At 74.9% G+C, this 14,755-nt stretch carries 13 protein-coding genes; 7 read left to right on the forward strand and 6 right to left on the reverse strand.

Annotation, left to right across the window (positions count from 1 at the left end; all coding sequences use genetic code 11):
• Window positions 1-284: 284 nt before the first annotated feature.
• From CP967_RS05730 to CP967_RS05740, 3 genes are read right to left on the reverse strand one after another with little or no spacing between them, the layout of a single operon-like run.
• The gene (locus CP967_RS05730) at window positions 285-464 is read right to left on the reverse strand and encodes a hypothetical protein (protein ID WP_150486903.1); all 180 of its coding nucleotides are present in this window, start codon (window positions 462-464) and stop codon (window positions 285-287) included.
• A 53-nt stretch (window positions 465-517) separates the two neighbouring features.
• A complete protein-coding gene (locus CP967_RS35190; RefSeq protein WP_150486904.1) occupies window positions 518-2,221 on the reverse strand; it encodes an ATP-binding cassette domain-containing protein in 1,704 nt (567 codons plus the stop codon).
• 44 nt (window positions 2,222-2,265) lie between these two features.
• A complete protein-coding gene (locus CP967_RS05740; RefSeq protein ID WP_150486905.1) occupies window positions 2,266-2,943 on the reverse strand; it encodes an AIM24 family protein in 678 nt (225 codons plus the stop codon).
• Between the two features lie 200 nt (window positions 2,944-3,143).
• On the opposite strand from CP967_RS05740, the gene CP967_RS05745 reads away from it, so the two are divergent.
• From CP967_RS05745 to CP967_RS05760, 4 genes are all read left to right on the forward strand, one after another.
• Window positions 3,144-3,881, forward strand: coding sequence for an aminoacyl-tRNA hydrolase (locus tag CP967_RS05745; protein WP_150486906.1), 738 nt, complete (start codon window positions 3,144-3,146; stop codon window positions 3,879-3,881).
• Window positions 3,882-4,042: 161 nt separating this feature from the next.
• A complete protein-coding gene (locus CP967_RS05750) occupies window positions 4,043-5,362 on the forward strand; it encodes an MbnB/TglH/ChrH family RiPP precursor modification enzyme (RefSeq protein ID WP_150491717.1) in 1,320 nt (439 codons plus the stop codon).
• Entirely contained in the window at window positions 5,359-6,360 is a 1,002-nt protein-coding gene (locus CP967_RS05755) for a TIGR04222 domain-containing membrane protein (RefSeq protein WP_190175144.1), read from the forward strand. Before CP967_RS05750 ends, CP967_RS05755 begins: the two co-directional genes overlap by 4 nt.
• 158 nt (window positions 6,361-6,518) lie before the next feature.
• The gene (locus tag CP967_RS05760) at window positions 6,519-7,304 is read left to right on the forward strand and encodes a TIGR04222 domain-containing membrane protein (protein ID WP_150486907.1); all 786 of its coding nucleotides are present in this window, start codon (window positions 6,519-6,521) and stop codon (window positions 7,302-7,304) included.
• 400 nt (window positions 7,305-7,704) lie between these two features.
• Here CP967_RS05760 and hemQ read toward each other — a convergent pair whose 3' ends face one another.
• Complete coding sequence (gene hemQ / locus CP967_RS05765) at window positions 7,705-8,418, reverse strand: hydrogen peroxide-dependent heme synthase (RefSeq protein WP_150486908.1); 714 nt, start codon at window positions 8,416-8,418, stop codon at window positions 7,705-7,707.
• Between the two features lie 78 nt (window positions 8,419-8,496).
• Entirely contained in the window at window positions 8,497-9,930 is a 1,434-nt protein-coding gene (hemG, locus tag CP967_RS05770; RefSeq protein WP_150486909.1) for a protoporphyrinogen oxidase, read from the reverse strand.
• A 126-nt stretch (window positions 9,931-10,056) separates the two neighbouring features.
• Between hemG and CP967_RS05775 the strand changes: the two genes are divergently transcribed.
• Together CP967_RS05775 and CP967_RS05780 are read left to right on the forward strand one after the other, a co-directional pair.
• Complete coding sequence (locus CP967_RS05775) at window positions 10,057-11,091, forward strand: DUF4349 domain-containing protein (protein ID WP_150486910.1); 1,035 nt, start codon at window positions 10,057-10,059, stop codon at window positions 11,089-11,091.
• A gap of 45 nt (window positions 11,092-11,136) precedes the next feature.
• On the forward strand, window positions 11,137-12,519 hold the full coding sequence (locus CP967_RS05780) for an FAD-dependent oxidoreductase (RefSeq protein WP_150486911.1): 1,383 nt from the start codon (window positions 11,137-11,139) through the stop codon (window positions 12,517-12,519).
• 49 nt (window positions 12,520-12,568) lie between these two features.
• Here CP967_RS05780 and hemE read toward each other — a convergent pair whose 3' ends face one another.
• Window positions 12,569-13,639: a uroporphyrinogen decarboxylase gene (gene hemE / locus CP967_RS05785; RefSeq protein WP_150486912.1), complete on the reverse strand. Its 1,071-nt coding sequence runs from the start codon at window positions 13,637-13,639 to the stop codon at window positions 12,569-12,571.
• A 90-nt stretch (window positions 13,640-13,729) separates the two neighbouring features.
• Between hemE and CP967_RS05790 the strand changes: the two genes are divergently transcribed.
• Window positions 13,730-14,389 carry a DUF3000 domain-containing protein gene (locus tag CP967_RS05790; RefSeq protein ID WP_150486913.1) on the forward strand — a complete coding sequence of 220 codons (660 nt, stop codon included), beginning with the start codon at window positions 13,730-13,732 and terminating at the stop codon, window positions 14,387-14,389.
• Window positions 14,390-14,755 lie beyond the last annotated feature (366 nt).

Here is a 14,755-nt window from a genome sequence, read left to right on the forward strand (position 1 = left end):
TCTTCCGGGACTCCATCCGCCGAAAAGCCGGGGTCAACGGTGCCGCAGGCACGGCACCGGCAGGAAGAGGTGCCCGGCGCCCGCGCCTGCCCGCCGGGGAGCCGGCCGGCACCGGTACCGGCCGGGCGTTCGCGGCCGTCCGCGGGACGGGTGCGCGTCACGTGGTGCCGTACCCCCGCTTCCCGGGCGGCTGTCACAAGGACGCGGCGCCGAGGGCACGGCGCTGAGGACGCGGCGCCGAGGGCGCCGGCCCCGGCGGGGTGGCGGTGGCGGGGCCCGGCCGGTCAGCCGGAGCAGGCCGTGCGGCCGGCCTCCTGCCACGCGCAGACCGGGCACAGGGTGGCGCCCTTCGCCGACTCGGGGTACTCGGTCGGCTCCCGGCACAGCACGCACTCCGCGAACGGCCCCTCCACGGGTCCGGGTACGGGCGGTCGCTCGGGTGTGGCGCAGTAGGCGTCGTCCATGTGCACGAGCGTACTCACCGTCCCGCGGGCGTACTCGCTGTCCGCAGGCGTACTCACTCGCGCACGGCGGTGAGCCGCGCCGTGAACCAGGCCACCGCCACGGCCAGGAGCATCGCCGCTCCCGAGGCCGCCAGGGGCAGGCGCACGGTGCCGTCCTGTGATCCGGAGACCAGGTCCGTCACGGCGGAGCGCGCGGGCGAACCGCCGGCCACGAGGGCGAGCAGGGTGCCGAGCACGGTGGCGGCGAGCGACCGTCCACGGCGGTGCAGGACCGGACGGGCGCAGAGCGCCCCGATGGCGGTGCCCACCAGTGCGCAGGAGGCCGTGGCGAGCAGCCCGGCGAGCGCGGCGGACGGGAGCGGGATGCCGGTGGTGCGGTCGTTGCCGACCGGCGCGCCGGTCAGCAGGACGAGCCCGGTGGCCGCGACGCCCAGCGCCAGGGTGCAGCCGAGGGCGGTGAGCAGGGCGGCCAGATGGGCCCGGCCCGGTCCCGCGGCGGCCGCGGTGACGTCCCGGGAGGCGGGCGGCTCCTGGGTCACGCAGAGACGGGCCAGCCAGGCCCCGGCGGGCAGCAGGGCGGCGGCCGCGTATCCGAGGGAGTCCAGCAGCGGCTGCCCGGCCTGGATGCCGATCCCGGCGAAGGCCGCGTACAGGAGGACGGGCGCGAGCCATCGCTGTGAGCGGGCGAGCAGGGCGGCCTGGCAGCGCAGCAGGGGGCCGAGCCGGCGGCCGGGTGCCCGGGGGACACCGGCGGGCCGTGGGGCACCCGGCCGTACGGGCGGGGCCGGGGCGGCCGCTTCGGTGTGCCCCCTCCGGCCGCCGTCCGGCCCGGCCGGGCCCGCGGCCGTCGCCGTGCTCTCGTCAGGCGCCGGGGGCCCGTCGGACGTCCGTGCCGCTTCCGGTGCCGGCTCCGGGGTGAGCCGGGTGATGTGCCAGGGCTCGCCCGAGGTCAGCAGGGTGCGCAGCAGTCGGTCCGAGTGTGCCGTGGCGACCGTGAGGAGGACCCGGCCGGGGGTGTCCGGGTCCCGTTGGCAGGCCGGTGCGCCGGGCAGCCGGGGCGGAAGCGTCGCGCCGGGCGGGGCCGTCGCCTCGATCCGGACCCGGGAGGCCCCCGCGGCCCCGGCAGGCCCTACGGTCCCGGCGGAAGCGGTCGGCCCGGTGGTCCCGGCAGGCCCTACGGCCCCGGCGGAAGCGGCCGGTACGGCTGTGAGCCGGCCGCCGCCCAGCAGGTACACGGCGTCGACCGAGCCCGCCAGACGGCGTGGATCGTGGTCGACGAAGACCACGGTGGCTCCGGCGGCGACCCGTTCCCCGACGGCCCGGTCGAGTTCCTCGCGGGCCGCCGCGTCCAGCCCGGTCCACGCCTCGTCCAGGACCAGCAGGTCCGGTTCCGCCATGAGCGCCTGGACGACGGCGACCTTCTGGCTGCTGCCCTTGGACAGTTCCGCCAAGGGCGTGCGGGCGTACTCGGCCGCGTCGAACCTGGTCAGCCACCGTTCGGCCCGCCGGGCCGCCTCCGCGGTGCCCAGACCGTGCACCCTGCCCAGGTGGACCAGGTAGCCGGCCGCGGTGAACGGCAGGGCGGCCGGGAAGCGTTCGGGGACGTACGCCGTGCGCGGGCGCCCCTCGGCCCGCCCCTCGGTCGGCGCGTCGATACCGGCGAGCAGCCGGAGCAGGGTGGACTTCCCGGTGCCGTTGGCGCCCTGGAGCCGTATCAGGGTGCCGCGCGGCAGCACCAGGTCGGCCCCGCGCACCACCCAGGCGCCCCGAAGGCCGTAACGGCGGCCGGCCCCGCGCAGGTTCAGCTCGACGACGCCTTCTCCTGCTTGAGTTCGCTCGGCCGTACGATCACGAAGCCCTCGCCCTGGAGCATCAGCTGGACCGCCTCGCCGGAACCACCGCGCACCATGGACCCGAAGCTCTGCGAGCGGTGCAGCGAGGTGTTCAGCTGGGCACTCCAGCCGACGACCGCGTCCGTGTCGACGTACACCGGCTGCTGGGCGGTGACCGGGATGACGATGGGGTGGCCGTCACAGATCAGGCCCAGCTTCCCGTAACCGCTGAAGACGCTGTTGAAGAGCCCGCCGCCGGCCATCCCGGCGCCCTTGACCGTCTTGATCTCGTAGGAGAGGCCGGCGTCGAAGCAGAGGACGTTGCGGCCGTTGACGGTCAGGACGTCGCCCTGCTCCATCTCCACGATGAAGCAGTTCGCCGCCTCGTGGGCGAACCACGCCTCGCCCTGTCCCCGGACCGCCATGAGCGGCAGCCCCTCCCCGGTGACCGCGCGCTTGAGCATGCCGCCGATGCCCTGGCCCTTGCGCTCGAACTGGAGGTTGCCGCGGAAGGCGATCATCGAGCCCTGGCGGGCGTGCATCTCGCCGTTGACGGCGTACTTGATGGACTTGGCGTTCTGCAGGGTCATCCCGGGGGCGGTGGCCTGCTCGGCCAGGTGCTCGCTGGAAAAGAGGTCGCTCTTCATCCGGGCATCCTCACCCGGAGCACCGCCTTCCGCCAAGAGGCTCCTCCCGCTCGCCGGAAGGGGCCTCCGCCGGAAGGGACCGCTCCGCCGGAAGGCGCCTTTGCAGGAAGGGCCCCGCCGGCAGGGGCCTCCCCGCCGCCCGGTGTGCTGCCCGGTTCCCGCCCGGGAGGGGGACACGGCGGCCTGGCAGACTGGAGCCCGTGAGCAGCGACGACGTTCCCGAACCCCTTCCCACCGCTTCCGCGGACAGTCCCTTCCGGGTGGAGCCGGCCCCCCGCGACGAGGCACCGCAGTTCGTGCTTCCGCTGGTGGTGCGTCTGGAGAAGACCGATCCCCCGGCGCGTACCGACGCCCTGCGGACGGCGGCGCGCGCGGTGCTCACGATCCTGTCGGACGAGCGGTCTCTCGGGGACGGCGAGTGGGCCGAGGCCGTGCGGGACTGGCAGGACGCCCGGATCCGCAAGGTGGTGCGGCGGGCGCGCGGGGCGGAGTGGCGCAAGGCGTCCGCGCTGCCGGGCATCACGGTCACCGGCGAGCACGCCGAGGTGCGGGTGTTCCCGCCGGTGCCGCTGGACGGCTGGCCCAAGGAGCTGGCCAAGCTCCAGGTGTCCGGGACCGAACTGGACGACCCGGAGCCCCCGCCGGTGCCGGACGGGTCGAAGCCCGTGCTGTGGCTCAACCCCGGGCTGGGCATGTCCGCGGGCAAGACGATGGCCCAGGCCGGGCACGGCGCGCAGCTGGCGTGGTGGGGGCTGTCGGACACCGAGCGCGAGGCGTGGCGCGCGGCCGGGTTCCCCCTCGACGTGGCCGCCCCGGACGAGGTCCGCTGGCGTGAACTCACCGGGAGCGGGCTGCCGGTGGTACGGGACGCCGGCTTCACCGAGATCGAGCCGGGTTCCTGCACGGTCGTCGCGGACCACCCCGCGCTGCGCCGCTGAGAGGAAGGCGTTCCGCGGGCGGGCCCGGCGGCTCGCCGGACGCCGCACCGAGGGCGGGCCCGGCCCCGGAACCTCAAATCATGCTCTGAACGTCCCCGTTCACGGGTTCGGCGCTCCGGCACGGGGCCATGACCCCTGCACAAGGCATGGAGGGGGACGTCATGGGGCTGGGAATCGGAATCGGCTGGCGCCCGGAGATCGCGGACGCCGTCGAGGAGCTGCCGGGGATCGACTGGGTCGAGGCCGTCGCGGAGAACCTCTGCGACGACCACCTCCCCGGTCCGCTCGCACGGCTGCGGGAGCGCGGGGTCACCGTCGTCCCGCACGGGGTGTCGCTGGGCCTGGGCGGGGCCGGGCGCCCCGACCCCGGCCGTCTCGCCGCGCTCGCCGCGCGGGCCACGCTGCTCGGTGCTCCGCTGGTGACGGAACACATCGCGTTCGTACGGGCCGGAGGGCCGCTCACCGCTTCTCCCGGACTGGAGGCGGGTCATCTGCTGCCCGTCCCCCGTACCTGGGACGCGCTGGACGTGCTGTGCGAGAACGTCCGGATCGCCCAGGACGCGCTGCCCGTGCCGCTCGCGCTGGAGAACATCGCGGCGCTGGTCTCCTGGCCGGGCGAGGAGCTGACCGAGGGGCAGTTCCTCGCCGAGCTGGTCGAACGCACCGGGGTACGGCTGCTGATCGACGTGGCCAATCTGCACACCAACCACGTCAACCGGGGCGAGGACCCCGTGGCGGCCCTCGACGAGCTCCCCGTGGAGGCGATCGCCTACGTCCATGTGGCGGGCGGGATCGAGAAGGACGGTGTCTGGCACGACACCCACGCCCACCCGGTGACCCGGCCGGTCCTGGACGTGCTGGCGGAACTGCGCTCGCGGACCGATCCGCCGGGTGTGCTGCTGGAACGGGACGACGACTTCCCGCCCGCCGGGGAGCTGGCCGGTGAACTGGCCGCGATCCGCACCACCCTCGCGACCGCCCCGCCCGCGCCGCCGCCCGTGCCCCGTGCCCGGGCGCCGCGCCCCGCTCCGGCCGGGGGCGCCCGGGACCGGGTCGCGGTCGCCCAGACCGCGCTGCTGTCCGCGCTGGTCGCGGGCGCCCCGGCGCCGGAGGGGTTCGACCGGCGGCGGCTCGGGGTGCAGAGCCGCGCACTGGCCGCCAAGCGCGCCGACGTCGTCGCCAAGGTCGCGCCGGAGCTCCCGGAGATCCTGGGTGAGGGGTACCGCCCCGCGTTCCTCGCCTACGCCGGGAGCCGTCCGCAGACCGGGGGTTACCGGCGCGACGCGCTGGACTTCGCGGAACACCTGCTGATCGCGGGGGCCCCGGCCGACGGTGCGGCCCGGGACATGCTGACCGCGTGGTGGCGGGACCGGGCGTCGCCCCGCCCGCCGCGCCGCGCCGCCCGGCTCCTCCGGGCGGCGGGCGGCACACGCGTGGTGCGGGCCGCTCGCGGTGTTCTCGGCGGGCGGTGGGCGGGATGACCGTGCTGAGCGCTCTCGCCGTCCTGCTGACCGCCGTGGTGGCGGTGCTCTGCGTATGCGTACTGCGTCCGTCCCGCGGGCCGGCCGGGCGGTCCGCGGACGCCTCGGAGGTCCACGACGTCTTCGAGGCCGCCTTCCTGAGCGGGGGTCCGGCCCGGACGGTGGACACCGCGCTCACCGCGCTGTACGCGGACGGCCGGCTGGAGATCGGCGGCCCCGGCATCGTGGCCGTACGCCGTGCCGAGGCGCGCGACGCGGTGGAGCGTGCCGTCCTGCGGGAACTGGCCGCCGCGCCGAGCGGCGCCCTGGACGCCCTGCGGACGGCGGTGATGCGGCATCCGGCGGTGCAGGAGGTCGGTGACGGCCTCGCGGCCCGGGGGCTGCTGGCCGCACCGGGGGACGACCGCGGCCGGCGGACCCTGGCACGGGTGCTGGCGGCCGGGTCGGGCGTCGCCCTCCCGGTGAGTATCGTCCTGACGGTCCTGGAGTACCTCCTGCTCACCGACTTCGACGACATGCCGTTCCCGTTCGCCGCCAAGGTGCTGCCCGCGATCATGGCCGGGATCGTCGTCGGTCTGATCGGCGCCCCGTCGGCCGGATCACGGATCACCCCGGCCGGCCGCCGGGCCGCCGCCCGGTACCGGAACGCTCGTGCCCAGGAGGACGACCCCGTCCTCCTGGTGGCCACCCGGGGACCGGCCGCACTGCCGTACACGGAGCTGCGGGAGCGGTTGTCGGCCGCCGCCCGGACCTCCCGGCGGCATCCCTCCCCGCTCCTGGCCACCGGCGGTCCGTCCGACGGGGGCGTGCCGCCGCCGGTGTGGTGCGCGGGGACGGATCCCGGCCACGAGGGCTGCGGTGCGGGCGGTGACCCGGGGACGGGCTCCTCGTGCGGTTCCGGAGGCGGCGACGGCGGCGGGTCGAGCTGCGGGAGCGGATCGAGCTGCGGCGGCGGGTCGAGCTGCGGGGGCGGCGGGGGGTGCGGCAGCAGCTCCTGACGGGCTCCGGCTCCTGCGGAGCCCCGGCCCGGGCACCGGCACCGGCACCGGCACCGGAGCGTCCCGATCCAGCCACTGATGACCGACTACGACCACTTTTTGTCCACATCACGAACAAGGTATGGCGCTTCTGTGCCCTTCTCGCATAGAAATCGGCCATGCTCTGGGTTCTCTTCCTCCTGGTCGCATGGGGCGCGGCAGCCGTCTCCTGCATCCGGCTCTGTCTTGTCACCGCGAACGCCGCGCCACGGCCGGGCGATGCCGCCGATGGCCCGCCGCCGCGTGAACTGAGCCTTTACGAGACGGCGTTCCTGGCCGGCGGCCCCCATCGGGTCGCCGATCTGGCACTGGTCTCGATGCATCTGCGGCGGGGACTGCTGCTGGCCCACACCGGCTGGGCGACGGTCGTCGACCCGGAGGGCCGGGACGAGGTGGAGCGCACCGTGATCCGGGCGATCGGCCCGCAGGGGCAGTCGCGGATAGCGCCGATACGGGCGGCGGCGGCCGCCGCCGACACCGTGCGGGCCCTGGCCGACCGGCTCGTGGCGGCCGGCCTCGCCGTGCCGCACGGGACGCGGACCACTCTGGAGTCGGCGGCGCGGGGGGTGCGGGGAGCAGCGGTGCTGGTGGTGGTGCTGGCCGTGGCGACCGTGCTGATGCCGGGTCAGGAGACCGGGGACACGGGCCCGGTGGTGGCGTGGTTCGGGCTGCCGCTGGTGCTGACGCTGGGGTGCCTGGCCATCGCCCGGGTGGAGAGCCATCCGTACAGTCCGTGGGCCTCGCCGTCCGGACAGCGGTGGCTGGACTCGCTGCCCGCCCCCGCGCACGGGGCCGACCGCGACGTGCTGGCGGCGGTGGCCGTGCGGGGAGCGGCGGCCGTACCGGACCCGGGGCTGCGGGCCGCTCTGCTCGGCAGCGCACACGGTTCCCGTACCGGGGTCTGAGGGACGACGGCTGGTGAGGCGGCGAGGCGCGGTACCGGCTGCCGCGGCCCGGCCGGAGCGCCCGGCTTCGCCGGACCGTGCGGCCGCGGTGTGCGGCCCCCGGCACGGCGGGCCTGACACGGGGTCAGCGGGTCCGCCGTACCGGGGGGCCGTTCGGCCCGGGACACACATCGGCCGTACCCGGCACGGGCGGCGGCCCGCGGGGAGGAATGGCTGACTCCCCCGCGGGTCACCGCACATCGCCGGCCGGAGCCGATGTGCTCCCGGAACCGGACCCGGTGTCGCTGGAACGACGGGCGGCGTCACACACGCCGTTGCCCGCCAACTGATCTTCCGGGTCCGGGCGGCCGGTACACGCTGGCTGTGCGGGTCCGGCCACCAGGTCTTCTGTACGCGCCGGTTACGCGAGCCCTGCCACCAGGTCCGCGACCGACTTCCTGCGCCCCGTGTAGAACGGGACCTCCTCACGCACGTGCAGCCGCGCCTCGGAGCCGCGCAGATGACGCATCAGGTCGACGATGCGGTGCAGCTCGTCCGCCTCGAAGGCCAGCATCCACTCGTAGTCGCCGAGCGAGAACGCGGGGACGGTGTTGGCGCGGACGTCCGGGAAGCCCCGGGCCATCTTGCCGTGGTCCGCGAGCATACGACGGCGGTCCTCGTCCGGCAGCAGGTACCAGTCGTAACTGCGTACGAAGGGGTAGACGCTGACGTAGTTCCGCGGGGTCTCGTCGGCGAGGAAGGCCGGGATGTGCGACTTGTTGAACTCGGCGGGCCGGTGCAGGGCCATGTTCGACCAGACCGGTTCCAGGGCCCGGCCGAGCCGGGTGCGCCGGAAGAGGTTGTACGCCTCCTGGAGCGCGTCCGAGGTCTCTGCGTGCCACCAGATCATCAGGTCGGCGTCGGCCCGCAGACCGGAGACGTCGTAGGTGCCGCGGACGGTGACGTCCTCGGCGGCGAGCTGGTCGAACAGCTCCTGGACCTCGTCGGCGTAGCCGGTCCGGTCCTCGGGAAGCACATCGCGCAGTTTGAAGACCGACCACAGCGTGTAGCGGATGACCTCGTTGAGGTCCTTGGCCTTCTTACCGGCGTTCGGAAGCTTTTCTGGCGCACTCATACGGCTATTGTCCCGCCTCGCTCGAATCGCCCTGAACCCGGGTCGTCCTCCCGGCCGCCGGGCCGTTCTCCCCGGTGATCACGCGGTGGACGCGGCGTCGAGGTCCCGGGTGATCTCGTCCGCGGCGCGCCGGGCGCTGGCGACGCAGGCGGGGATGCCGACCCCGTCGTACACCGCTCCGCAGACCCGCAGCCCCGGCAGTTTCGCGACCTCCTCGCGGATCCGGGCGACCCTGGTCAGGTGGCCCACCGGGTACTGCGGCAGACCGCCGGTCCACCGGGTGACCACGGTGTCCACCGGCCGTGCGGCCAGCCCGGTCGCCTCCGCGAGGTCCCCGAGCGACACGTCGACGAGTTCGCCGTCCTCCCGGTGCAGATGGTCCTCCTCGCCGTACCGGCCGACCGAGGTACGCAGCACGAAGAGGTCGGGAGCGGCGTCCGCGACCCACCGCCACTTGTTGCTGGAGAAGGTCGCCGCCTTGATGGTGCGCCCGTCGACGGGGGGTACGAGGAAACCGGAGCGGTCCCGCAGCGCCTTTGTGCCGGCGAGGTCGGAGCGCCGGAAGGCCATGGTGATCAGCGCCATCGAGGCGTACTCCACGGCGGCCAGCAGGGCGGACGCGGCCGGGCACTCGGCGGCCAGCAGGGTGGAGGCCGACCAGGCGGGCGCCGCCAGCACGACCCCGTCCGCGGCGATCACCCCGGTGTCGGTGCGCACGTCCCAGCCGTCCCGGGTCCGGGTCAGGCCGAGGACGGGGGTGGAGGTGCGGATCTCGGCGCCGCCCCGGCGTACGGCGTCGGCCACCGCGTCCGGGAGGGTGCCGATCCCGCCGGCGACCCCCTGGAAGACCGGACCGGTCTGCTGCCGGGCCGCCGCCCGTTCCTGGATGCGGAGCACCCCGTCGAGGAGCGAGCCGCCCTCCTTCGCCGCCTCGAAGAGCTGCGGCACGGCGGCCCGCATCGAGATCCGGTAGGCGTCGCCCGCGTACACCCCGCCGAGCAGCGGCTCCACCAGCCGGTCGACCACCTCGCGGCCGAGCCGGCCGGCCACGTAGGCACCGACCGCGACGTCGTCGCCGACGGCGGTCGGGGCGAGGCCGCGCTCCTCGGCGATCCTGGCCAGCCCCTCGGGCGAGAGCACCCCGCCGAGCGCCGCCGGGTCCCCCGGTACGCCCATGACGTGGCCCTTGGGCATCGGGCGCAGGGCGTCACGGGTCCAGACCGAGGCGGTGGCGGTGGCGGGCGGCTGGAGGCGCCCGCCGAGCCCGGCCGCGGTGGCCAGCTCGACCGCCTCGGGGCGGCGCGCCAGCATCGACTCGGCGCCCAGGTCGACCCGCACGCCCGCGACCTCACCGGTCATCAGCTTGCCGCCGAGCCGCCCGGTCGCCTCCAGGAGGGTGACCCCGAGCCCGCCGGCCAGGAGCCGGTGGGCGGCGGCGAGTCCGGCGATCCCGCCGCCGATGACGACGACATGGCCCGTACGCGAGGTGTCGCGCTGAAGAGAACGCTGCATGGGTCCACTCTCTCAAACCCGTAACGAGTCCCGAACGTGACCGCTTCGAAACCGCTCACCGGCAACCCGCTCGCGGGCCCCCACGTCGAAAGGGCACCAACGGCAACAGTCCTGGGGGGACATGTCATGCACCTCGACCGGCACAGCGGCACCCGTCCGTCCGCGCATCCCGTACGCCGCCGCTTCCGCGCGCCGGCGGCGGCCGCGCTCCTCGTCCTGCTGCTCGGCACCGGAGCGTGCGGAGCGGCCGACAGCTCGTCCGACAGCGACAAGGGGGTGGCCGCCGCCGCAGACGCGAAGGGCCCGGCGCCCGAAGCGGAGGGGGCTCCCGGCGCGGAGGGCGCGGGCCGGGCGGAGGGTGCCGGGAAGGACGGCACCTCCTCGTCGGAGTCCGGACCCGGTACGGCGGTGGCCGTCCACGTCGTCCGTACGGCCACGCTCACCGTGGAGGTGAAGAGCGTGCCCGCGGCGGTCGCGGCGGCCCGCGGCGCCGTGGAGGGGGCGGGCGGCCTGGTCTCGCAGGAGAGCACGGAACGGGTGGACGACACCCGCGAGGTCTCGCACCTGGTGCTGCGGGTGCCCCAGGAGCGGTACGAGGACGTGCTGAGGACACTGGCGGGCTCGGGCAGGCTCCTGGCCCGGACGTCGGACGCGAAGGACGTCACGTCCCAGGTCGTCGACGTCGAGAGCCGGATCGCCACCCAGCGGGCGAGCGTGGCCCGGGTCCGCGAACTGATGGACAGGGCCGGGAAGCTGTCCGACGTGGTGACCCTGGAAGGCGAACTGAGCAGCCGTCAGGCAGACCTGGAGTCGCTGCTGGCCCAGCAGGCGTCGCTGAAGGACCGCACCTCGCTCGCGACGGTCACCCTGGAGCTCAGCGAACCGGAGAAGGAGGGCGAGGAGCGGAAGGACGAGGACACCGGCTTCCTGGACGCGCTGGCGGGCGGCTGGGACGCCTTCGTGACGCTGCTGCGGTGGATCACCGTGGTGATCGGGGCCTCCGCGCCGTTCCTGGCCGTCGCGGCCGTCGGGGTGGTGCTGTGGCGCCTGCTGCGCCGCCGCCGCCCGGCACGGCCCGCACCGGCGGGGCCGGACTCCGTTCCGGTCCGGGCCCCCGCCGCGGACGCCCCGGACACCCCGGACGCTCAGCCCGCTCCCTGAGCGCCGTAGCGTGGGCTCCCTGCGACTGCGGCGGAGGGAGCCGGCATGGCGGTGGAGCGACTGGTGGTCATCGGGGGCGACGCGGCGGGGATGTCCGCCGCGTCGCAGGCCCGCAGGCTGAAGGGGCCCGGCGAACTGGGCATCGTCGCCTTCGAGCGCGGCCACTTCGCCTCGTACTCCGCCTGCGGCATCCCCTACTGGGTGGGCGGGGACGTCGAGGGGCCCGAGGCCCTCGTGGCCCGTACGCCCGAGGAGCACCGGGCGCGCTCCATCGACCTGCGGACACGCACCGAGGTGACGGAGATCGACGTCGCCGGGCAGCGGGTGCGGGCCCTGGACCGCGACAGCGGTGAGACCTACTGGACGGGCTTCGACAAACTGGTGGTCGCGACCGGGGCCCGCCCGGTACGCCCCGCGATCCCCGGGATCGACGCGCCCGGGGTGCACGGGGTGCAGACGCTGGACGACGGCCGGGCGCTGCTGGACTCGCTGGAGGGGACCGCGGGCCGCCGGGCCGTCGTGGTCGGCGCCGGCTACATCGGTGTCGAGATGGCGGAGGCGCTGCTGAACCGGGGCTTCGAGGTGACGGTGCTCAACCGCGGGGCGCAGCCCATGGCGACGCTCGACCCCGACATGGGCCGCCTGGTCCACACCGCGATGGACGGTCTCGGCATCACCACGGTGAACGGGGCCGCGGTCACCCGGGTCCTCACCGGGGACGACGGCCGGGTCTCTGCGGTCGCCACCGCCGACGCGTCCTATCCGGCGGACGTGGTGGTGCTGGGCATCGGCGTGGAACCGGAGACCGCGCTGGCCCGCGCCGCCGGTCTGCCGACCGGCCCGAACGGCGGCCTGCTGACCGACCTGTCGATGCGGGTCCGGGGCCACGGCAACATCTGGGCGGGCGGCGACTGCGTCGAGGTCCTGGACCTGGTGGCGGGGCACACCCGGCACATCGCCCTGGGCACCCACGCCAACAAGCACGGGCAGATCATCGGATCGAACGCCGCCGGGGGTTACGGCACGTTCCCCGGTGTCGTCGGTACCGCGGTCAGCAAGGTCTGCGACCTGGAGATCGGCAGGACCGGGCTGCGGGAGAAGGACGCCTCGGCGGTGGGCCTGCGGTACGTCACGGCGACGATCGAGTCGACGGGCCGGGCGGGCTACTACCCGGGCGCCCGGGCGATGACGGTGAAGATGCTCGCCGAGTACCGCACCGGGAGGCTGCTGGGCGTCCAGATCGTGGGCCGCGAGGGGGCGGCGAAGCGGATCGACGTGGCGGCCGTGGCGCTGACCGCCCGGATGACGGTGGAGGAGATGACCGCGCTCGACCTGGGGTACGCCCCGCCGTTCTCCCCCGTCTGGGACCCGGTGCTGGTCGCGGCGCGCAGGACGGTGGCGGTGCTGCGCAGGGCGGGCACCGCCTGAGGGGCCGCCGCGGTGCCCTCCCCCTCGCGGTGAGGGGGAGGGCACGGGTTCAGCGGGCCGTCCGCTCGTGGACGTACTCGACCAGGCGGGTCAGCGCGCCCGGGTCGGTCGTGGGCATGACGCCGTGTCCCAGGTTGAAGATGTGGCCCTCCAGGCCGGCGGCGGCGTCCAGCACCTCGCGGGTCTTCGCCTCCACCGTCGCCGTCGGCGCGAACAGCACCGCCGGGTCGAGGTTGCCCTGGAGCGCCTTGCCGGGGCCGACGCGGCGCGCGCCCTCGTCCATCGGGACGCGCCAGTCGACGCCGACGACGTCGGCTCCCGCCTCGCCCATCAGCCCCAGCAGCTCACCGGTGCCGACGCCGAAGTGGATGCGCGGGACGCCGTAGCCCCGGACCGCGTCGAAGACCTTGGCGGAGGCCGGCATCACCGAGCGCCGGTAGTCGGCGGGGGCGAGGGCGCCCACCCAGGAGTCGAAGAGCTGGACGGCCGAGGCCCCGGCCTCGATCTGCACCTTCAGGAAGGCGCCGGTGATCTCCGCGAGCCGGTCGAGCAGGTCGGCCCAGAGTTCCGGGTCGCCGTACATCATGGCCTTGGTGTTCTCGTGGTTGCGGGACGGCCCGCCCTCCACGAGGTAGCTCGCGAGGGTGAACGGCGCCCCGGCGAAACCGATCAGCGGGGTGGCCCCCAGCTCGCCCGTGAGCATCCCGATCGCCTCGGTGACGTACGGGACGTCCTCGGGTGTCAGGTCGCGGAGCCGGGCCAGGTCGGCGCGGGTGCGGACCGGTTCGGCGATCACCGGGCCGATGCCCGGCTTGATGTCGAGGTCGATGCCGATGGCCTTGAGCGGTACGACGATGTCGCTGAAGAAGATGGCGGCGTCGACCTTGTGGCGGCGCACGGGCTGCAGCGTGATCTCGGCGACCAGCTCCGGCATCATGCACGAGTCGAGCATCGCGATGCCCTCGCGCACCTTCAGGTACTCGGGCAGCGACCGTCCCGCCTGCCTCATGAACCACACCGGGGTGTGGGGCACGGGCTCCCGCCTGCAGGCCTTGAGGAAGGCCGACTCATGGGTGGCGGATGTCGTCTGCGGGATCGAGGGGCTGTCGTAGGCGCTCACACCCGGAATCTTCGCATGAAGCGGTGGCGAGCCGTCCCGGCCGGGTGTCCTTCCCTGCGCGAAGCCCCTGTTCCGCCTACTCTTCCCCGCATGGCTCGGGCTCAGGGACACTTTTCCGATCAATCCGATGGCGCCGGCACCGAGGAGGGCGGGGAGGACGATCCGGTCGCGCCCGCGTTCCGGTCGGCGGTCGAAACTCTGCGCTCCGCGCACCTGCGCCCCGAACTGGAGGTCGAGCCGACACGGCCGCCCAAGCGGCTCGCCCCGTACGCGTACGCCCTGGAGGCGGCGGTCGTGGACGGCGAGGAGGACCTCGCCGACGGGCGTCTGGTCCTGCTGCACGACCCGGCCGGCCACGACACCTGGCAGGGCACCTTCCGGCTGGTGACGCTCGTACGCGCGGAGCTCGAACCGGAGATGGCCGCCGATCCGCTGCTGCCCGAGGTCTGCTGGTCCTGGCTGACGGGCGCGCTGGACGCGCGGGGCCTGTCGTACGGGGAGGCGGGCGGCACGGTGACGCGCGCGGGCTCGCACTACTTCGGCACCCTGTCCGCGCGCCTTTCCGCGACCCAGATCGAGATCCGCGCCTCCTGGACGCCCAGGGAGGACCGTGACGGGGTGCCGGACGTGGGCGCGCACCTGTCGGCGTGGGGCGAGCTGCTCTGCCAGCTCGCCGGCCTGCCGCCGTCGGGCACGGCCGACGCGGCGGTCGTCACGCTCCCGCAGCGGCGCGGCCCCCAGGCGCCGTAGCCGCCGCCGGGGAGCCCCGGGGCGCGGGGCGTCCGCAGAGACCACCCCGGGGCGTGCGCCGCGCAAGGCCCGGGGCGTGCACGGCGCGGGCCTCCCCGGGCGTGCACGGCGCGGGACCCGGGGGCGTGCGCGGCGCGGAGGACCGCGGGCCGCGCCCGTACCCCGTCCCCCGGAGCCCGTGACGGTGTGTCATTTCCGGGAGAGCCGGTCGCACAGGCGCCGGCTCTCTTTTCGTACAATCGATCGCCCGTCCGATTTGCCCGAATTGTTACTCACCAAATCGTGATCTTCCCCTAAAGGAGCACGCCCCTGCTGCCGAAGAGGTCAATGACCCTTCAAGCACGGTTCGCCCCGGCTTCACCCCGA

The organism is Streptomyces nitrosporeus, assembly GCF_008704555.1.
GTDB lineage: Bacteria > Actinomycetota > Actinomycetes > Streptomycetales > Streptomycetaceae > Streptomyces > Streptomyces nitrosporeus.